The following is an 18506-nucleotide window of genomic DNA, read 5'->3' as shown; positions in this document are numbered from 1 at the left end:
AAATGCCTTTAGCCCAGGTTCTTCCTGGGCTGGCTGCTATCTATTTAATAGTTTGGCCGATAGGCGGGGCTTCTGGGAGGGACCGCCGCCGCACCAGTCCGGTAGACAGCAGCGTGCCGGCCATGATGACCACGCCGCTGCCGACCATCCATGCGGTGACTGGCTCGCTCAATAGCGCCGCGCCATAAGCCAGCGCAAACACGGGGGCCAGGAAGGTCACCGCCACCGCGCGGCTGGGGCCGGCGCGCTCTATCAGGCGAAAGTACAGCAGGTAGGCCAGCGCCGTGCACAGCACGGCAATCGCCAGCACCGCGGCCCAGGCGCGCGGGCCGGGCATGCGCTCTGGCCAGAACCAGATAGCGGGCAGGGCCAGGCCCAGCGCCGCGCCGATCTGGCTGCCAGTGGCTGTCACCACCGGCGGTATGCCGCCCAGGTGCCGCTTGGCAAAGCTGGCGGCCAGGCCATAGCAGCAAGAGGCGCCCAGGCAGGCCAGCACCGCCCACAACCCGCTGCTGCCCGCGTGCAGGCTGGTGCTGCCGCTGGCCAGCAGCACCACGCCGGCAAAGCCTATGGCCAGGCCGCACCAGCGCAGCCAGCCCAACCGGTCGCCCAGCCAGGCCCAGGCCACCGCCGCGCCAAACAGCGGCACCGTGGCGTTCAGGATCGAGGCCAGGCCGGTGGTGATCGACAGCACAGCGTAGGAATACAGCGCAAACGGAATCGCCGAATTGAGCACGCCGGCAAACAGCACCGGCCGCCAGTGCTGGCGCAGCGTGCCGCCCATGCCGCGCGCCAGCAGCAAGGGCAGCAGCACCAGCGCGGCCACGCTGACGCGTATGCCGGCCGTGGTGATGGGGCCGAACTCGGGCGCGGCCCAGCGCATGAACAGGAAGGAGCTGCCCCAGATGGCCGAGAGCAGCAGGAAGTCGCCCAGCCAGGCCTGGGGCGCTGTGTTGGTAGTGGTGCTCATGCAGGCCGCGCCTCCAGCGCCAGCAGCGCCGCCTTGCGGTCCAGCCCGCCGGCGTAGCCAGTCAGCCCGCCATTGCTGCCCAGCACGCGGTGGCAGGGCACGATGATGGAGAGCGGGTTGCGCCCCACCGCCGCGCCCACGGCGCGCACCGCAGCCGGCCGGCCGATGCCGGTGGCCAGCGCGCCGTAGCTGCTGGTGCGGCCCAGCGGCAAAGCCAGCAGGGCCTGCCAGACCTCGTGCTGGAAGGGCGTGGCGCCGGGCAGCTCCAGCGGCACGGTGAAGTGCGTGAGCCGGCCGGCGAAGTAGTCGGCCAGTTGCGCCTCGGCAGCGTCCAGCACGGCGTGGGCGCCGGGGTGCTCGGGGCAGGCCTGTGCGCCGTCCAGCAGCGCTGCGGGCCAGTGGCGCTGCTGCTCGAACCAGAAGCCGGCCAGGCCTCGTGGCGTGGCGGCCAGGCGGGCGGCGCCGAGCGGGCTGGCCCAGCGGCGTTGAACGGTGTCAGGGGCGTATTGCATGGTCTTTTAGGGCTTTTGCCCTTGTTTTACTTGGACTCTTAGCTATGGTTTTTGATTTATCAGGCGCCAGCTGCGGGCTGTGCCAGGCACGCAGCACCGCATAGCTGCGCCAGGGCCGCCAGGCCTGCGAGGCGGCTTCCGCGGCGCGGGCCGGGTTGGGCGCATCGCGCACACCCAGCGCCTGCTGCAGGGCCACGTCACCGGCCGGAAAGGCATCAGGCCAGCGCAGCGCGCGCATGGCGATGTACTGCGCCGTCCAGGGGCCAATGCCGGGCAGGGTGAGCAGTGTGGCAATCGTGGGCGCGGGCGGGCTGCCGGGCTCCAGCGCCAGCCGGCCCTCGGCCACGGCACGCGCCAGCGCCACGATGGCGGCCTGGCGCTGGCGCACGATGCCCAGCGCGCCCAAGGCATCGCCCTCGGCCGTGGCCAGCACGGCGGGCGTGGGAAACAGCCGGTCTATGCCTTCGAAGGGCGTGGCCACCGGCGTGCCAAAGTGCTGCACCAGCCGCGAGCCCAGCGTGCGCGCGGCGGCCACCGTGATCTGCTGGCCCAGCACGGCGCGCACGGCCAGCTCAAAGCCGCTGGCGCCGCCGGGCACGCGCCAGCCTTCCATGCCGGGGAAGTGCGGCTGCAGTGCGGCATCGATGGCGGCTGGGTCGGCATCCAGGTCGAACCAGGCGCGCACCTGGTGGATGAGTGCGGGCAGGGCGGGGCACAGGGTGTCGGACACGCGCAGCAGCGCATGGCAGCGCTCGGTGTCGAAGCGCAGTTGCAGCCAGCCGGTGGCGCCGTCCACGGCCAGCACGCGTACGAAAGATGCGTCTTGCACCGCCTCGACCCCGCCCAGTGCGCGGCGGCGCAAAAATTCCAGCGTGCCCTCCACCGCATAGGGCGGCCGGTAGGCCAGCCGCACTTCGGCCCCGCCACTGCCGCCTTTGCCATCGCCGCGCCGCAGCGCTGCGGGGCTCAGGCCGTAGCGCGTGCCAAAGGCGGCTTGCAGGCGCCGCAGGCTGCCAAAGCCGCTGGCCTCGGCCACGCCGGCAATCGGCAAGCTGGTGTCGGTCAGCAATTGCTTGGCGGCCAGCAGCCGGCGCGTCTGCAGATATTGCAGGGGCGATACGCCAAATTGCGCCTCGAACACCCGGCGCAGGTGCCGGTCGCTGATGCCCAGGCGCGCCGCCAGCCGGGCCACGGGCGTGCCTGCGGCGTCACCGTCGGCACGCCAGCAGGCTGGGTCGTCCAACTGGCGCGCCGCCTCTTGCGCCAGGATGGCGGCCGCGTCCTGGGTCGACCAGGCCACATCGGCCGGGGCCAGTTCCGGGCGGCAGCGCAGGCAGGGGCGAAAGCCGGCGTGCTCGGCCTGGGCCGCATGCACAAAGAAGCGGCAGTTGCTGCGCAGCGGCGTGCGCACGCGGCACACCGGCCGGCAGTAGATGCCGGTGGAGGTCACGGCGGTGAAGAAGCGGCCATCAAAGCGCGCGTCCCGCGCCAGCAGCGCGCGGTAGCAGGCGTCGGCATCGGGCGGGGTGGTTGCGGGGCTCATGGACGCATGATACGGAGCCACGCGCTGTAGAAGGCGCCGTTTCCGGACCTGTGCCAGGGCGCCTCTGTAGCGTCTGGTGACGTCTGGGGCGCTGCCTACAATGCCCGCTGATTTTGTTCAGCCTGTCTTCTTCAGCATAGAGAGCCCTTCATGCCATTTGCTTCGTCCATCTTCAAGGCCTACGACATCCGCGGCATCGTGCCCTCTACGCTCGACGAGTCCGTTGCCCGCGCGCTGGGCCGGGCCTTTGGCGCTGCTGCGCTGGCCCTGGGCGAAAAGGCCGTGGCCGTGGGCCGCGATGGCCGCCTGAGCGGCCCGGCGTTGGCCCAGGCGCTGATCGAGGGCCTGGTGCAATCAGGCGTCGAGGTGATCGACGTGGGCGCGGTCACCACGCCCATGCTGTACTTCGCGGCCAGCACGCTGTGCAACAGCGGCATCCAGGTCACCGGCAGCCACAACCCCAAGGACTACAACGGCTTCAAGATGGTGCTGGCCGGCAAGGCCATCTACGGCGAAGAGATCCAGGGCCTGCGCCACACCATGGACGCCGACAGCGCGCCCACGCAGCCCGGCGGCAGCGCGCGCCAGGTGGACGTGTTTGATGCCTACATCAAGCGCATTGCCGGCGACATCAAGCTGGCCCGCCCGATCAAGGTGGTGGTCGATTCGGGCAACGGCATTGCCGGAGCGTCGGCGCCGGCGGTGTTCCGCGCCATTGGCTGCGAGGTGATCGAGCTGTTCAGCGAGGTCGACGGCAACTTCCCCAACCACCACCCAGACCCCAGCAAGCCAGAGAACCTGAAGGACGTGATCGCCAAGCTGCAGTCCACCGACGCCGAGCTGGGCCTGGCCTTTGACGGCGACGGCGACCGCCTGGGCATCGTCACCAAGGACGGCCAGAACATCTTCCCCGACCGCCAGATGATGCTGTTTGCGCAAGACGTGCTCAGCCGCGTGCCGGGCGGCGACATCATCTTTGACGTCAAGTGCACGCAGCGCCTGGCGCCCGCCATCGAGGCGGCCGGCGGCAAGGCCACCATGTACAAGACCGGCCATTCGCTGATCAAGGCCAAGATGCGCGAAACCGGCTCGCCGCTGGGCGGCGAAATGAGCGGCCACATCTTCTTCAAGGAGCGCTGGTATGGCTTCGACGACGGCACCTACGCCGGCTGCCGCCTGCTGGAAATCCTGAGCAAGCACCCCGACGCCAGCGCCGTGCTCAACGCACTGCCCACCAGCTTCTCGACCCCTGAACTGAACGTGAGCTGCGCCGAGGGCGAGCCGCACGTGCTGGTGCAAAAGCTGATCGAGACGGCCCAATTCGATGCGCCGGCCAAGGTATCCACCATCGACGGCGTGCGCGTCGATTGGCCAGACGGCTTTGGCCTGATCCGCGCCTCCAACACCATGCCGGTGCTGGTGCTGCGCTTCGAGGGCCACACGCCAGAGGCCCTGCACCGCATCGAAGAAGCGATGCTGGCCTTGCTCAAGAGCGTGAAGCCCGACGCGCAGGTTGGCGCTGCGGCGCACTGACAAGCTGTTGAAGCAAACCGGATTCTGTTGCGGAGGAGAAAGACATGAAGCCCTCTGAAGCCTTGGCATCGAACCGTGCCGCGATCCGGCGCGTGGTCGAGTCGCATCGCGCCCGGAATGCGCGGGTGTTTGGCTCCGTCCTGCATGGCCAGGACACGGAAAGCAGCGATCTGGATATCCTCATCGACCCGACGCCCGAGACGACCTTGTTCGATATCGGCGCGATCCGCCACGAACTTGGCAAGCTGCTGGGCGTGCCGGTGGACGTGCTGACCCCCAATGCCTTGCCCGACAACTTCCGGGCCGCAGTGCTCGCCGAGGCGCGGCCCGTATGACCCGTGACCAGCAGCGCCTTGCCGACTATCTGGCCCACATCATCGAGGCCATCGAACGCATCGAGCGCTACACCGGGGACATGGTCGAGCTGGCATTCCTGAACAACCAGTTGGTGCAGGACGCCGTGATCCGTAATTTCGAGATCATCGGCGAGGCCAGTAACAACATCGAGAAGCACTACCCCGACTTTGCGGCTGCGCATCCCGAACTCCCTCTGTCGTTCGCCTACCAGATGCGTAACGCAGTAGCGCACGGCTATTTCAAGGTGGACTTTGAAATCGTCTGGAAGACGATCTACCGCGATCTTCCCGGCTTGTGCTCCCAGATTCGGGATGCGCAGTCTGGCGTCCGCAACCAAGATGCTGAAGGGATGGAGCCGTGAGCACCGAAGGCAGCATCGCGGCGGCGTTTCATCGGCATTCATCAGAAGAAAAAGCTGTTGCCATGCGCGAACGATTGGTGCCGAAGAATCGGCGGGTGATGGCGTCCTGCACGACGCGATGGGTTACGGCCTGCCAAGCACCGCTGCTGCCATGCGCCTGACCGGCTCGCTGGCCCGCGCCGCCTACTCGGCCGCCACGTGGTTCGCCCAGCCGCTGCTGCGGCGCAAGCTGCGCCGGCGCGCCATCACCGAGCCAGGCTATGGCGAGGCGGTGGAAGAGCGCTTTGGACGCTATTCAGCAGAGCTGGCGCAATGGGTCGGCACCGCGGGCGGCCCCATCGTCTGGGTGCATGCCGTGTCTCTGGGCGAAACCCGCGCCGCCGCCGTCCTGATCACCGCACTGCGCGAGCGCCTGCCCGGCATGCGCCTGCTGCTGACCCACGGCACGGCCACCGGCCGCGCCGAAGGCCTGCGCCTGCTGCAAGAGGGCGACCGGCAGGTCTGGCAGCCTTGGGACACCCCAGGCGCGGTGCGTTGCTTTCTGCGCACCTTCAAGCCTGCGCTGGGCCTGCTGATGGAGACAGAAGTCTGGCCCAACCTGGTCGCCGGCTGCCGCGCCCAGGGCGTGCCGCTGGCACTGGCCAATGCGCGGCTCAATGCACGTTCATTGCGCCAGGCGCAGCGGCTGGCCGTGCTGTCGCGCGCCGCCTATGGCGACTTGGCGGCGGTATGGGCGCAGACCCCGGATGATGCCGAACGCCTGCGCGCCCTGGGCGCGCCGGTGCGGGGCGTGTTCGGCAACCTCAAGTTCGACGCCAAGCCTGATGCGACGCAGCTGGCGCGCGGCCAGCAACTGCGCGCGCAGGCCGGGCGGCCGGTGCTGCTGTTTGCCAGCTCCCGCGAGGGCGAAGAGGCGATGTGGCTGCAGGCTTTGCAGAAATTTAAAGAAAATATGCCTCTAGCCCAGTCGCAGCCTGGGCTGTTAGCTATCAATAACGTAGTGCAGTGGCTGCTGGTGCCGCGCCATCCGCAGCGCTTCGATGCGGTCGAGCGCTTGCTGCTGGAGCAGGGCATTGCCGTGTCGCGCCGCAGCACCTGGCAAGACGGCGTGCCGCCGCCAGGCAACACCGTCTGGCTGGGCAATTCGCTGGGCGAGATGGCCGCCTACTACGCCATGGCCGACGTGGCCCTGCTGGGCGGCAGCTTTGCGCCCCTGGGCGGGCAGAACCTGATCGAGGCCGCGGCCTGCGGCTGCCCGGTGGTGATGGGCCCCTCCACCTTCAACTTCTCGGAAGCCGCCACATTGGCCGAGGCCGCAGGCGCGGCCTTGCGGGTGGCGGATATGGCGGATGCGGTGCTACAGGCGACGGAACTGGCCCTGGATGCCCCACGCCAGCAAACCACCGCCAACGCCGCCACCGCCTTTGCCGCCGCCCACCGCGGCGCGGCGGCGCGCACGGCGGATGCCGCGCTGGCCCTGCTCAGGGTGCAGAAGCCAACAGCGCGTTGATGTTGTAGAGGTCCGTGCGCCTGACCTGGTAGCACTGGCCTTGCGCGTTGAGCACGCCCACCTGGTAGCTGAGCGGCCTGGTTTCAAGCGGACTTTGGTTCGGTGCCTCGGGAATTCTCTGGAGTTGAAAGAAATCTACCTGCTCTTGGCGGAATTCAGATCGTTGATGGAAATCAATATTGATCGAGACACTTCCGATAAATTTGGCAGGCGAGTTTTTTCGTAGGCTTTTGCTACGGTCGAGAGATGGTTTTTCTTGACATATTCGGCAATTTCAGGGCGACCACTCATCGCCCGCTCCACAATGAAAAGCGATTTATCCCTGTCTGGCGCCGTGCCCATTTTGAATTGAAGAAATGCGGCGTCAACTGCCTTGAGTCGACTCGGTCCGTCGCGGAGCGGCATGAATTTTGATACGCATTGTGAAACGCCGTTGCGAACTTCAAAAGCCTTATCAGTCAATAATGGCAAAAATTCATTAAAGAGCTGCCGGCAGCTGGATGAGTATTTTAACAGTACTGCCGCTGCGTGACGATCCAGCGGGCACTTGTCTTGAAAAAGCAAAGCGGTGAATTCAGAGGAGCGCTGCTGAGCGAGTGCAACCAGAGGGGCTTCGAGGCTGGTACGTGCATCTGGGTTTTCCAATAGTCGGACGGGGAAATCTTTGTAAATTGGATAAAATTCTTTGAATAGTCCAGATGAGCAATATTGAGGCTGAGGTTCGCTGGATTGGGCTCCTTTTGCATTATTTTCTGTGGAATCCTCAATCACCACTGCAACGGAGTCTTTGAACATGACGATTGAGCAGCGTATCTTTTTTGAGGTATTGAGCTCGAGAATATCTCCGCAGACCTTGCTGGGAGATTCTTTTTCAAATGCTTGTGGAAGATCTATGTGCGAGGACGCCCAACTTTCAATGAATAGCTCGGCATGAGAGGTACTTATAAATAAAGACAGCAAGCTTACGCCGAACATTCTGATGAGCAGGATTTTCATGTCTTGATGCGTAGTTGCCGTTGAGGTGCTTTTTGGGGTTCTGCGAGCTTTCATGCCGTTTTTATTCGGCACTACAACGTAGCCAGTTCGTATGACGACATGCGCCTGGACGCCTGCCGCCCCCAATCAATCGGGCAAATCAGAGCGCCGGAGCCAGCAGCGCGTTGATGTTGTAGAGGTCTTGCGGCGCCAGCGTGCCGGCCGCCTGGCGCAGCCGCAGGCTGGACAGCAGCAGGTTGTAGCGGGCCTGGGCCAGGTCGCGCTTGGTCTGGTAGAGCTGGCTTTGCGCGTTGAGCACATCGATGTTGATGCGCACGCCCACCTGGTAGCCCAACTGGTTGGCCTCCAGCGAGCTTTGGCTGGAGGCCTCGGCCGCTTCCAGCGCCTTGACCTGGCCGGCGCTGGACACCGCGCCAAAGAACAGGGCGCGCGTGTTCTGCGCGACACCGCGCAGTGCCGTGTCCAGGTCGGCACGGGCCTTTTCTTCCAGCGACAGCGTCTCGCGCACCCGGTTCTGGATCGAGAAACCGGCAAAGATCGGCACATTGAGCTGCACGCCAATGCTGCCGCCGTTGGCATTGAAATGGGCCGGCACGGTGGTCGTGCCGTTGGGGTAGCGCGCCGCGCTGTAGCCGGCCGTCAGGTCCACCGTGGGCAGGTGGGCGGCCTCTGCCTTCTTCACGTCCAGCTGGGCCACTTCCAGTGCCAGCCGTGCCTGGCGCACCGAGGGCTGGGTGTCTTGCGATTGCTCCACCCAGCGCTCCAGCGCCTGCGGCTGCAGGTCGGCCAGCGCGCCGGTGGCGACAAGCGGGCGCGGCACGATGCCGGTGCGGCCCACCAGTTGGTCCAGCGCCAGGCGCTTGACCTGCAGGTCGTTCTCGGTGGCGATCTCTTGCGCCACCACCAGGTCGTAGCGGGCCTGCGCCTCGCGCGAGTCGGTGATGGTGGCGGTGCCTACGTCGAAATTGCGCTTGGCCGAGGCCAACTGCTCGGCCACGGCGGCCTTTTGCGCCCGCACGAAGGCCAGCGTGTCTTGCGCGCCCAGCACGTCGAAATACGCCTGGCTGGTGCGCACCATCAGGTCTTGCCCGGCCGCATCGAGTGCGGCGCGGTAGACATCCACCTGGCGCTGCCCCTGCTCGTAGCTGATGGCATTGGCCGGCCGGTACAGCGGCTGCGTGGCGCTGATGCCTGCAGTCTGGGTGACGACGTTGTAGTTGGTGTTGGGCAGGCCCTGCACGCGCACGTCGGTCGGGGCGCGCGATACGCCCATTTGCAGGCCCACCTGTGGCAGCAAGCCGGCGCGCAGTTGCTGGGACCGGCTCTCGGCCGCGTCATAGGCCGCCTGCGCCGACTGAAAGCCCGCGTCATAGCTGCGCGCCGCGTCATAGACCTCCGTCAGGCTTTGCGCCGAGGCGCTGTGAAGGCCGGCGGCAGCAAGGGCAAAGGACAGGGCGAGCGTGCGGAATGGCGTCATGGGCGGGCAGAGGTGTGGCAGTGGAATTGAGCAGGCTATGCGCAGACATCCGCGGAACCGGCTTTGCCGGGCCGCTGGATGTGCCCCCCCAAGGGGGAGGGCGAAGACACGAAGCGCGCAGCCTGGGGGTGTTTCATCAATACCGCGGCACAGCCGCGTCGCGTTCGATCGACCAGGCGTCGATGCCGCCGGCGATATTGGCCACCTGCTCAAACTCCTGCTGCGCCAGGAACACCGCCACGCGCTGGCTGCGTGCGCCGTGGTGGCACAGGCAGGCAACAGGCGTGGCCGGGTCCAGCTCGGCGAGCCGGCCCGGGATCTCGTTCATGGGCACGGCCACCACGCGAAAGCCGGGCGCAGGCTGCACGCTGGCAGTCTGCAGCTCCCAGGGCTCGCGCACGTCCAGCACCACAGGCGCAGGGCTGCCGGTGGCGGCCAGCCATGCATCGAGTTCGGACGGGCGGAGCTGGGGAATGGACGCGGGTGTCATCAGAAGTTGAAGCGGGAAGGTTCGGGGAAATTCTTCAGGCGTTGCACCACCAAGTCCCAGGGCTCGGTGGTCTGGAACTGGGCTTCGCCGGTGCGGGTGATGAACTGGGCGTACATCATGGGTTCGCTGCCCACGACCGCAGCCAGGCGGCCGCCAATCTTGAGCTGGGCCAGCAGCGTCTGCGGCACCTGGGCCACCGAGCCGCTGAGCACGATCACGTCGAACGGGCCGCCAGCCGTGGTGGCCTGGGCGCCGTCGGCCTGGCGGACCTCGACATTGGCGATGCCGGCGCGCTGCAGGTTGCTGCGGGCCAGCTCGGCCAGTTCGGGCTCGATCTCAAGTGTCACGACATGCGCGGCGCGGCGTGCCAGCAGGGCGGCCATGTAGCCGGAGCCAGCGCCGATCTCCAGCACGCGGTCTTGCGGCTGCACGCGCAGGTCTTGCAGCAGGCGGGCTTCGACGCGCGGCGCCAGCATGCATTGGCCTTGCGGCAGCGGCACTTCCATGTCGACAAAGGCCAGCGCGCGGTAGGCCTCGGGCACGAAATCTTCGCGGCGCATCACGGCCAGCAGGTCCAGGATGTCGTTGTCGAGCACGTTCCAGGGGCGGATCTGCTGCTCGATCATGTTGAAGCGCGCCTGGTCAGTGGTGCTGGCTTCGGTGAAAGGGGTATTCAAAGGCATGGTCATCGGAGGCTTTCGGGTGGCGTCGGGGCAAACCTGCTGATTTTAGGACGCCGCCGGCATGTCCTGCGGGCGCCGGGGCGCGGCCAGCCCGTTGAGCAGCAGGTCGGCCTGCATGCGCAGGAAGCGCTCGGGGTCGAAACCCGGGCCGCCATCGTCGCCCTGGGGGTGCAGCATCAGGAAGGCCATGGGCGCCTTCAACGCATAGGCGGCGTAGTTCACGTCCAGCGGGCGAAACTCGCCGCGGTCGATGCCGCGCTGCACGATGCGCGCCAGCAGGGCCGTGCCAGGTGCCTCTACCTCTTGCTGGTAGAAGTTGATCAGCTCCGGGAAGTTGCCGGACTCGGCCTCCATCAGCTTGCACAGGCCGCCGGCCTTGGTGCTGCCCACCAGCCGCCACCACTCCTGCATGGCATAGGCCAGCATCTCGAAGGAGCTGGCGGTGAAGCCGTCGATCTCGGCCGACCAGTTGGCATACAGGCCGCTGATGTTCTTGCGCACCACGGCCTTGAACAGCTCTTCCTTGCTGGAGAAGTACAAGAACAGCGTGCCCTTGGAGACGCCGGCGCGGGCCGCAACCTCTTCGACCCGGGCGGCGGCAAAGCCCTTTTCCACGAAAACGTCGAGCGCGGCCTCCAGCAGCTCGCCGGGGCGCGCCTCTTTGCGGCGCTCACGGCGTGGCGGCTGATCGGTGGTGGGAGTGGGGGACGGAGACATTTTTAATGACTGACTGGTTAGTAATATACGGGCAGCGCCGCATGCGCGTCAATGGTCGGGCTTAGCATCGGGCTTGTTGGCTGCCACTGGCGGCAAGAAAAGGAAACTCCATGGCTTCTGAAGAAAGCATTGTTCTGGGCGGCGGCTGCTTCTGGTGCACCGAAGCGGTGTTCGACCGGGTGCAGGGCGTGACCGACGTCGAGAGCGGCTACGCCAACGGCGACACGCCACCCCCCAGCTACGAGCAGGTATGCACAGGCCGTACCGGCTATGTCGAGGTGGTCAAGCTGGTGTTCGACCCGGCGGTGATCACGCTGCGCGAGATTCTGGAGATTTTCTTCGTCGTGCATGACCCGACCACGCTCAACCGCCAGGGCAACGATGTGGGCACGCAGTACCGCAGCGGCATCTACACCACGGATGCGTCCCAGGCTGCTGTGGCTGAAGAGGTCATGGCGCAACTGCGGCAGGACGCGGCCTGGGGCGGCGCGCCGCTGGTGACCGAAGTAGAGCCGCTGCGCAACTATTACCCGGCCGAGGACTACCACCAGGACTACTTCCTGCAGCATCCCAACCAGGGCTACTGCGCCTTTGTGGTGGGCCCCAAGGTGGAGAAATTCCGCAAGACCTTTGCGCGGCTGGTGAAGGCTGGCTAGCAAGGCTTTTCGGCGAGAATGCGCGGTTGCCCCTTGCCATGACTGCCCACCACCTCTTCGCTCACCGCCTGCCTGCCGCCTGGTTCTGGGTGCTGCTGGCCATGCTGGCGCTGGCGCCCCTGCTGGGCAGCCTGCACTCGGTGGCGCATCCGCCGGCGGTGTCCAAGAGCCTGCAGGCGGCAACGGCCCAGGCCAAGCCCGCAGCACACGTGCACGCGGCGGGCTGGTCCAAGCGCCTGTTTGGCGAGCATTCCAGCGAGAGCGATTGCCGGGTCTACGACCAGCTCTGCCATGGCGAGGCGCTGCATTCGGTACATCTCATGGCACTGCCTTTTGCGCTGCCTATCGCTACCTTTGATTTCCTGCAGGGTGAGTTCCTCGCCCGCTGGGCTGCGCTGTTTGACGCGCGCGGCCCTCCCTCGGCCCGTTGAATTTTCTGGCGCCCGCCATGGGCGCCGTCTCGCGCCGGCCAACCCCAGGCCGGCTCGTTGCCGCGCTGCTGCGCGGCTATCCCTGATTCAACGGGCTTTCTCATGCATCCCACATTCCGCAGCAGCGCCATCGGCGCCGCCATCCTTTCGCTGGCCGGCATGGCCGCCGCCCAGACCTCGCTCAAGGAAGTCACCGTCACCGGCAACCCGCTGGGCGCCGCCGAGCGCGTGGTGCCGGCCGAGCAACTGTCGGGCGACAACCTGACGATCCAGAGCAAGACCACGCTGGGCGAGACGCTGGATGGCCAACCCGGCGTCAGCAGCACCTACTTCGGCCCCAATGCCAGCCGCCCCATCATCCGCGGCCAGGACGGCGACCGCATCCGCATCCTGCAGAACGGCGGCGCCACGCTCGATGCCTCGGCGCTGAGCTTCGACCACGCCGTGCCGACCGAGGCCCTGACCACCGAGCGCATCGAGGTGCTGCGTGGCCCGGGTGCGCTGCTGTATGGCGGCAGCGCTGTGGGCGGCGTGGTCAATGTGATCGACAACCGCATCCCGCGCGAGCCGGTAGATGGCGTGACCGGCAAGCTCGACGCCGGCCTGGCCACCGGCAACGGCGAGCGCAGCGGCGCGGCCATGGTCGAGGGCGGCAACGATCGCTACGCGCTGCATGTCGATGTCTTCGACCGCCGCACCGACGATGTGCGCGTGCCGACGCAACTGGCCTGCGAAAAGCCCGGATCGCCAAGCCTGGCGCGGCGCATCTGCAACTCGGCCAGCTCCACCCACGGTGGTGCGGTGGGCGGCACGCTGTTCTTCGACCACGGCTACCTGGGCGCCTCGGCCAGCACCTACCGCAGCAACTACGGCACCGTGGCCGAGGACGACGTGATGATCGGCATGCGCTCCAACACTTACGCGCTGGAAGGCGAGTGGCGCGTGAACGCCGGGCCGCTGCAAAGCATCAAGGCACGCTTTGGCCACAGCGATTACCAGCACACAGAATTTGAAGGCGGCGTGGCCGGCACCACCTTTCGCAACAACGGCAATGACCTGCGCATAGAGGCGCGGCACCAGCCCTGGGGCGCGTTGCAGGGCATGGTCGGCCTGCAGGCGGAGTCATCGCGTTTCTCCGCCGAAGGCGAAGAAGCCTTTGCGCCTGCCAGCCACACGCGCTCGACCGCGCTGTTTGCCTATGAGGAGTACGGCACCTCTTGGGGCAAGCTGACTTTTGGCGCGCGCACCGAGCAGGTCAAGGTGCAGTCCTTCGGCAGCCCGGATATCGACCGCTTCTTTGTCGGCTCGCGCGACTTCAATCCGCACAGTGCGGCACTCGGGGCCCTGGTCAATCTCACGCCGCAGTGGCAGTTGACCTCCAACCTGGCCTACACCCAGCGCGCGCCCAAGGACTACGAGCTGTTTGCCAACGGGCCGCATCTGGCCACGGCCGCCTGGGAGACCGGTGACCCGTCGCTGGGCCTGGAGAAATCCACCGGCATCGATCTGGGCGCGGCCTGGAAGGGCGGCCCGCACAAGTTCGCGGTTACCGCTTACGCCACGCGCTTCTCGAACTACATAGGCCTGACCTCGACCGGCGACGTGTTGACCGAAGAAGGCGAGCGCAACCCGCCCGCCGGCACGGAGGGCACCTTGCCCGAGTTCCGCTACCAGGGCGTGCGCGCGCGCTTCTACGGGCTGGAGGCCAGCGGCACGGTGCGCCTGCTGGGCGCTGGCGGTGTTGCGGGCGTGCCCGCCACCGGCTCCACGCTGGACCTGAACCTGCGCGGCGACCTGGTGCGTGCCACCAACTCCGACACCGGCCAGCCGCTACCACGCATTGCGCCGGCGCGCGTGGGCGCAAACCTGGCCTGGACGCAGGGCGCCTGGCGTGCGGGCTTCGGCTTTGACCACCTGGCCGCGCAGAACCGCGTGCCTGATGACGGCTCGCGCGCCACCGGCGCCTATACCTTGTGGAATGCATCGCTTGGCTACCGCACGGACGTCAGCTTTGGCGGCAAGCGCAGCAGCCTGCTCTGGTATGCGCGGCTGGACAACATCAGCAACCAGTTGGCCTACAGCGCTACATCCATCCTGACCAGCACCGCCTACCCCAAGGCGCCGCTGCCGGGGCGCAGCTTGAAGGTGGGGCTGCGCGCGGATTTCTGAGCGCCGTCGTCAGGGACAATGCAGGCCCCGAGCGGCAGCCGCCGCTCGTTTGACCCTTTTCCTGCAGTCCCGTGGCCCATCCCGTCGTCAGCGCGCTCGTTCCCGTCGTCCTCTTTATCTCTGCGGGCATCCTGGCCGCACGCCGTGGCTGGATAGGCGCAGGGGCGGTGAAGGACCTGTCCAACCTGGTCTTCATGCTGCTGACGCCGGCGCTGCTGTTTCGCACCATGAGCACGGTGCACCTGGAGCAGCTCGATTTCGAGCCGGTCCTTGCCTACTTGCTAGGCGCGGCGGTGGTGTTCGCTTTGGTGCTGGGCGTGCGTGGCTTCAGCCGGCACAGCGCCATCGTGGCGCTGGCGGGCACCTTCAGCAACACGGTGATGATCGGCGTGCCGCTGGTGGGGCTGGCGCTGGGCGAAGCCGGGCTGGTGACCCTGTTCACGCTGATATCGGTGCACGCTCTGGTGCTGTTGACCGCGGCCACCGTGGTGCTGGAGCTGGCCGTGGCACGCGAGGCCGGTCACGGCAGCGGCGCGCGGCACATGTTGGTGACGGTGCTGGCGGCGGTGCGCAACGGCGTGCTGCACCCGGTGCCGCTGCCCATCATTGCCGGCCTGCTGTTTGCGCAGACAGGGCTCACGCTGCCGGCAGAAATCGACCAGTCGCTGCAGCTGCTGGGTGCCGCGCTGGGGCCGATGTCGCTGCTGCTGGTGGGCGCCACGCTGGCCTATAGCGGCCTGGGCCATCAGCTGCGTGGCGCCATCGGCATTGCGCTGGTGAAGAACCTGCTGCACCCGGTGCTGGTACTGGGTTTGGGCAAGCTGCTGGGCTTGGGCGGCGTGCCGCTGGCGGCGATGGTGCTGACGGCCTCGCTGCCGGTCGGGGCCAATGTGTTTTTGTTTTCGCAGCGCTATCGCACGGCGGAAGAGGTGGTGACGGCCAGCGTGGCGGTGTCTACCGTGCTGGGCCTGGTCACGCTGCCGCTGGTGTTGATCGCGATCGGCTGGTTGTAGGGCGCAGGATCAGGGCGCGAGGCGTTCACGCACCCAGGCGTCGCCTTCGCGCCGGTAGCGCAGCCGGTCGTGCAGGCGGCTGGCGCGGCCTTGCCAGAACTCCCAGGCGTCGGGCACCAGGCGGTAGCCGCCCCAATGCGGCGGGCGCGGCGGTTTCAGCAGGAACTGGGCGGCGTACTTGGCGGCATTGGTCACCAGCAGGCTGCGGCCGTCGATGACCTGGCTTTGCGGGCTGGCCCAGGCGCCGATGCGCGAATCCAGCGGGCGGCTGGCGAAGTAGGCGTCGCTCTCGGCCTCGCTGGTGCGTTCCACGCGGCCTTCTATGCGTACCACGCGCTCCAGCTCGACCCAATGGAACTGCAGTGCGGCAAACGGGTTGCCGGCCAGTTGCTGGCCCTTACGGCTGTCGTAGTTGGTGTACCAGACGATGCCGCGCGCGTCGTAGCCCTTGACCAGCACGATGCGCGTGCTGGGCCGCAGGTCACTGCCAACAGTGGCCAGGGTCATGGCGTTGGGGTCGGGCAGGGCGCCGTTCAGCGCCTCTTGCAGCCACAGGTCGAACTGCTGCAGGGGGTCAGCATGCGAGGCTTGTTCATCAAGGGCGGCACGCCCGTAGTTCTTGCGCAGGTCGGCAATCGCGGTAGAAGTCTGGCTCATGGCAGTATTGTGCCGGCCACCTTCATCTCCCGCATGTCAACACTCCATTCATCCAATGTTGCCCAGCCCACGGTGCTGGTCCTGGCCTCCGGGCGCGGCGAACGCTTTCTGGCTTCGGGCGGCTCGGTGCACAAGCTGCAGGCCTTGCTGGGCGGCACAGCGGTGCTGGAACGTACCTTGGCTGCTGTGCGCGCAAGCGGGCTGCCCTGGCATCTGGAGCAAGCGCGGCATGCGGGCATGGGCGATTCGATTGCGGCGGCGGTGCGGGCCACGCCGGGCTTGGGCGGCTGGCTGGTGCTGCCGGCGGATCTGCCGCTGATCGCGCCGAACAGCCTGCGCCGCGTGGCTGCGCTGCTGGCCGAGGGCGGGCAGGCGGCGGTCGTGCCCTGGGTTGATGGCACGCATGCCCATCCGGTGGGCTTTGCCGCGTCTGCCGGGCCGCAGTTGCTGGCGCTGCGCGGCGATGAGGGCGCCAAAAGCGTGTTGCGTGGCTTGCGCGCAGCGCATGCGGTGGCCGACATCACCCTGGATGACATCGGCGCAGTGACCGATATCGACACCCTGGCCGATCTCGCCGCCGCCGAGCGCCTGCTGGCGCGCCTCAGCGCCGGGTGATGACGGCGCAGGCCAGGCGCGGGCCGGCGTTGCCGGTGGGCTGGGTTACGTAGTCGTCCGGGTCGCGGTGCACGATCAGGCCGCGCCCGACCACGTCGGCCGGGCCGCTGCCCACTGCGGCGCTGCGGTCGTCCGCGCTGAAGGTGGCAACGCCGTTGGCGTCGGCGTGCAGGCTGGGCAGGTCACCGGCATGCGCGCCGGGCTGGCCGAAGCGGCCGTGCGTGGCCGCCATGGGGTTGAAATGGCCGCCGGCGCTCATGCCGTCGCCGCTGGAGCAATCGCCCTTTTCATGGATATGAAAGCCGTGCTCGGAGTTGGGCGGCAGACCGCGGACGGTGCCGCTTACGTGCATCACGTCGCCTTGCTGCACAAATTCGACCTGGCCCGAGACGCTGCTGCCGCGGGTGGGCTGCAGCTCTGCCACGGCGCGGGCGGAAGGGCCGGTGCCGCTGGCGCAGCCAGCCAGCAGCAGTGCCGCCAGGGCGGGTGCGGCAATCATCGATTGGTGCATGGGGGAAGCCTCGGCAAAGAAACAGACAGCCGGAAACTCTACGTGCTTACTTGTCGGGCGATGCATCCGCTTGTGACAGGCGCAGCAGGCGCGCCAGCGCTCTGTCTTCTATGCCCAGCCGGCACAGCGCGTCGTAGGTGCTGCGGGCGTAGTCACGGGTGGTGCCAAAGCGGCCGCTGGCGGCGGCAAAGATGCGGCGGTAGTCGGCATCACTGAGCACGCCGGTGTGGCTGGGGCTGGTGCGCGACAGGGTGAAGGCGAGGGCGCTGACCGGCCCCTCAGGCGTGGTGCAGCGCAGCCAGCGCGGGTCGTAGACGCCGGTCACCATCTCGCGCGCCCACAAGGCGGTGAGCGTGTCGCGCCCAAGCCCGCCCTCGACCCGGAACACCATGCCGCAGCAACTGCCGCCGCTGAGCAGGCCAAACACCAGGCCCGGGCATTCCGGCGTGCCACGGTTGACGCGGCTCCACATCTTGAGCGCGCGGTGCCAGCCGTGCACCCGCGCCGCGCGGCGTTCCGCGTAGGGGAAGTCGGGGCGCCAGATGAGGGAGCCGTAGCCAAACAGCCAGAGGTCGTCCTGGCCGCCCCAGCGGGCCAGGGTGCTTTGCAGCATGGCTGCGGGATCGCGTCCCGGGGCCGGCGGAGGTAGCGGGGAGAGGGGGGACATCTACAATTTGGGCTTGGCAACACGCCAATTTTCATCCAGGTGTCATCTCCATGAGCATTTCGCATGACGAAGACAGCCAGCAGCGTCTGGCTTTGGGCCTGGTGGCGGTCGTGGTGGTGCTCGTTGTAGCCACCGTGATCGCCGCCACGGTCCACCACGTTCGTCACAAGCCGCAACGGCGGCCGCACGCGGTGCCCGCGCTCGTATCGTCCGAAGGTGCGCGCGTGGCAATCGAAGACGGCATCGTCAAGTTCTACTTCGCGCCGGGCAGCAGCACGATGGCGCCGGGGGCCGAGCAGGCGCTGGCCAATGTCGTGAAGGGGGTGACGGTCGGGCGCCGCGCCCTGGTGCTGGGCTATATGGGCGCCTCGATCGGGCCGATGGATTCCACATCCGTCGATGCGCTGCGTGTGAACAACGTGCGCGAAGCGCTCAAGGGGCTGGGCCTGCCCGAGGACAAAATCGAGCTGCGTGGCCGCGTCAGCAGCGTGCCCACCACCCAGTTCGGCAAGGCCGACGCCGCCAACCGGGTGGACGTGATGCTGGTCGACTAAAAGGCCGCCCGGCCGGCGCAAATTTATAGTGAAATATGCCTCTAGCCCAGGTGCAGCCTGGGTTATTAGCTATCTATTTAATAG

At 67.2% G+C, this 18506-nt stretch carries 22 protein-coding genes; 11 read left to right on the top strand and 11 right to left on the bottom strand.

The window, feature by feature from the left end:
* Positions 1 to 40: 40 nt before the first annotated feature.
* Genes AAFF27_14755 through AAFF27_14745 form a run of 3 tightly spaced genes read right to left on the bottom strand, consistent with a single transcriptional unit; the run spans position 41 to position 3025 of the window.
* A complete protein-coding gene (locus tag AAFF27_14755) occupies positions 41 to 970 on the bottom strand; it encodes a DMT family transporter (GenBank protein XAH21288.1) in 930 nt (309 codons plus the stop codon).
* Entirely contained in the window at positions 967 to 1482 is a 516-nt protein-coding gene (locus tag AAFF27_14750; GenBank protein ID XAH21287.1) for a methylated-DNA--[protein]-cysteine S-methyltransferase, read from the bottom strand. Before AAFF27_14750 ends, AAFF27_14755 begins: the two co-directional genes overlap by 4 nt.
* Entirely contained in the window at positions 1466 to 3025 is a 1560-nt protein-coding gene (locus tag AAFF27_14745; GenBank protein ID XAH21286.1) for an AlkA N-terminal domain-containing protein, read from the bottom strand. The genes AAFF27_14750 and AAFF27_14745 overlap by 17 nt, the downstream gene beginning before the upstream one ends.
* Positions 3026 to 3175: 150 nt before the next feature.
* Between AAFF27_14745 and AAFF27_14740 the strand changes: the two genes are divergently transcribed.
* The 5 genes from AAFF27_14740 to AAFF27_14720 are packed head-to-tail and all read left to right on the top strand — an operon-like array spanning position 3176 to position 6786.
* Complete coding sequence (locus AAFF27_14740) at positions 3176 to 4558, top strand: phosphomannomutase/phosphoglucomutase (GenBank protein XAH21285.1); 1383 nt, start codon at positions 3176 to 3178, stop codon at positions 4556 to 4558.
* Positions 4559 to 4602: 44 nt separating this feature from the next.
* Positions 4603 to 4893 carry a nucleotidyltransferase family protein gene (locus AAFF27_14735; GenBank protein ID XAH21284.1) on the top strand — a complete coding sequence of 97 codons (291 nt, stop codon included), beginning with the start codon at positions 4603 to 4605 and terminating at the stop codon, positions 4891 to 4893.
* Complete coding sequence (locus AAFF27_14730) at positions 4890 to 5276, top strand: DUF86 domain-containing protein (protein ID XAH21283.1); 387 nt, start codon at positions 4890 to 4892, stop codon at positions 5274 to 5276. Before AAFF27_14735 ends, AAFF27_14730 begins: the two co-directional genes overlap by 4 nt.
* Entirely contained in the window at positions 5273 to 5437 is a 165-nt protein-coding gene (locus tag AAFF27_14725) for a hypothetical protein (GenBank protein XAH21282.1), read from the top strand. Before AAFF27_14730 ends, AAFF27_14725 begins: the two co-directional genes overlap by 4 nt.
* Positions 5428 to 6786: a 3-deoxy-D-manno-octulosonic acid transferase gene (locus tag AAFF27_14720; GenBank protein ID XAH21281.1), complete on the top strand. Its 1359-nt coding sequence runs from the start codon at positions 5428 to 5430 to the stop codon at positions 6784 to 6786. The genes AAFF27_14725 and AAFF27_14720 overlap by 10 nt, the downstream gene beginning before the upstream one ends.
* Positions 6787 to 6921: 135 nt before the next feature.
* Here the strand turns inward: AAFF27_14720 and AAFF27_14715 are convergent, their stop codons facing one another.
* From AAFF27_14715 to AAFF27_14695, 5 genes are all read right to left on the bottom strand, one after another.
* Positions 6922 to 7782 (bottom strand): hypothetical protein, encoded by an 861-nt coding sequence (locus AAFF27_14715; GenBank protein XAH21280.1) that lies wholly within the window; start codon positions 7780 to 7782, stop codon positions 6922 to 6924.
* Between the two features lie 139 nt (positions 7783 to 7921).
* A complete protein-coding gene (locus AAFF27_14710; GenBank protein ID XAH21279.1) occupies positions 7922 to 9259 on the bottom strand; it encodes a TolC family outer membrane protein in 1338 nt (445 codons plus the stop codon).
* Positions 9260 to 9395: 136 nt separating this feature from the next.
* On the bottom strand, positions 9396 to 9749 hold the full coding sequence (locus tag AAFF27_14705; GenBank protein ID XAH21278.1) for a rhodanese-like domain-containing protein: 354 nt from the start codon (positions 9747 to 9749) through the stop codon (positions 9396 to 9398).
* Positions 9749 to 10438 carry a protein-L-isoaspartate O-methyltransferase gene (locus AAFF27_14700; GenBank protein ID XAH21277.1) on the bottom strand — a complete coding sequence of 230 codons (690 nt, stop codon included), beginning with the start codon at positions 10436 to 10438 and terminating at the stop codon, positions 9749 to 9751. The genes AAFF27_14705 and AAFF27_14700 overlap by 1 nt, the downstream gene beginning before the upstream one ends.
* A gap of 39 nt (positions 10439 to 10477) precedes the next feature.
* Positions 10478 to 11149 (bottom strand): TetR/AcrR family transcriptional regulator, encoded by a 672-nt coding sequence (locus AAFF27_14695; GenBank protein ID XAH21276.1) that lies wholly within the window; start codon positions 11147 to 11149, stop codon positions 10478 to 10480.
* Between the two features lie 110 nt (positions 11150 to 11259).
* Here AAFF27_14695 and msrA point away from each other — a divergent pair, with 110 nt between their 5' ends.
* The 4 genes from msrA to AAFF27_14675 all read left to right on the top strand — a co-directional run bounded on the left by msrA (position 11260) and on the right by AAFF27_14675 (position 15418).
* Positions 11260 to 11805 (top strand): peptide-methionine (S)-S-oxide reductase MsrA, encoded by a 546-nt coding sequence (msrA, locus tag AAFF27_14690; GenBank protein XAH21275.1) that lies wholly within the window; start codon positions 11260 to 11262, stop codon positions 11803 to 11805.
* A gap of 38 nt (positions 11806 to 11843) precedes the next feature.
* Positions 11844 to 12236: a hypothetical protein gene (locus AAFF27_14685; GenBank protein XAH21274.1), complete on the top strand. Its 393-nt coding sequence runs from the start codon at positions 11844 to 11846 to the stop codon at positions 12234 to 12236.
* Positions 12237 to 12338: 102 nt separating this feature from the next.
* Positions 12339 to 14405, top strand: coding sequence for a TonB-dependent receptor (locus tag AAFF27_14680; protein XAH21273.1), 2067 nt, complete (start codon positions 12339 to 12341; stop codon positions 14403 to 14405).
* Between the two features lie 71 nt (positions 14406 to 14476).
* Positions 14477 to 15418 (top strand): AEC family transporter, encoded by a 942-nt coding sequence (locus AAFF27_14675; GenBank protein ID XAH21272.1) that lies wholly within the window; start codon positions 14477 to 14479, stop codon positions 15416 to 15418.
* Between the two features lie 9 nt (positions 15419 to 15427).
* Here AAFF27_14675 and pdxH read toward each other — a convergent pair whose 3' ends face one another.
* Positions 15428 to 16075 carry a pyridoxamine 5'-phosphate oxidase gene (gene pdxH, locus AAFF27_14670; GenBank protein XAH21271.1) on the bottom strand — a complete coding sequence of 216 codons (648 nt, stop codon included), beginning with the start codon at positions 16073 to 16075 and terminating at the stop codon, positions 15428 to 15430.
* A 33-nt stretch (positions 16076 to 16108) separates the two neighbouring features.
* Between pdxH and AAFF27_14665 the strand changes: the two genes are divergently transcribed.
* Positions 16109 to 16690: an NTP transferase domain-containing protein gene (locus AAFF27_14665; GenBank protein ID XAH21270.1), complete on the top strand. Its 582-nt coding sequence runs from the start codon at positions 16109 to 16111 to the stop codon at positions 16688 to 16690.
* Here AAFF27_14665 and AAFF27_14660 read toward each other — a convergent pair.
* Together AAFF27_14660 and AAFF27_14655 are read right to left on the bottom strand one after the other, a co-directional pair.
* Positions 16677 to 17201, bottom strand: coding sequence for a superoxide dismutase family protein (locus AAFF27_14660; protein ID XAH21269.1), 525 nt, complete (start codon positions 17199 to 17201; stop codon positions 16677 to 16679). The genes AAFF27_14665 and AAFF27_14660 overlap by 14 nt on opposite strands.
* A gap of 46 nt (positions 17202 to 17247) precedes the next feature.
* Positions 17248 to 17814, bottom strand: a complete 567-nt coding sequence (locus AAFF27_14655; GenBank protein XAH21268.1) for a gamma-glutamylcyclotransferase — start codon at positions 17812 to 17814, stop codon at positions 17248 to 17250.
* Between the two features lie 104 nt (positions 17815 to 17918).
* Between AAFF27_14655 and AAFF27_14650 the strand changes: the two genes are divergently transcribed.
* Complete coding sequence (locus AAFF27_14650) at positions 17919 to 18422, top strand: OmpA family protein (GenBank protein XAH21267.1); 504 nt, start codon at positions 17919 to 17921, stop codon at positions 18420 to 18422.
* Positions 18423 to 18506: the final 84 nt, after the last annotated feature.

The organism is Xylophilus sp. GW821-FHT01B05 (genome assembly GCA_038961845.1).
Taxonomy (GTDB): Bacteria; Pseudomonadota; Gammaproteobacteria; order Burkholderiales; family Burkholderiaceae_C; genus Xylophilus.
Note: the sequence above shows the minus strand (reverse complement) of the source record. Positions and strands in the feature narration are given on the sequence as shown.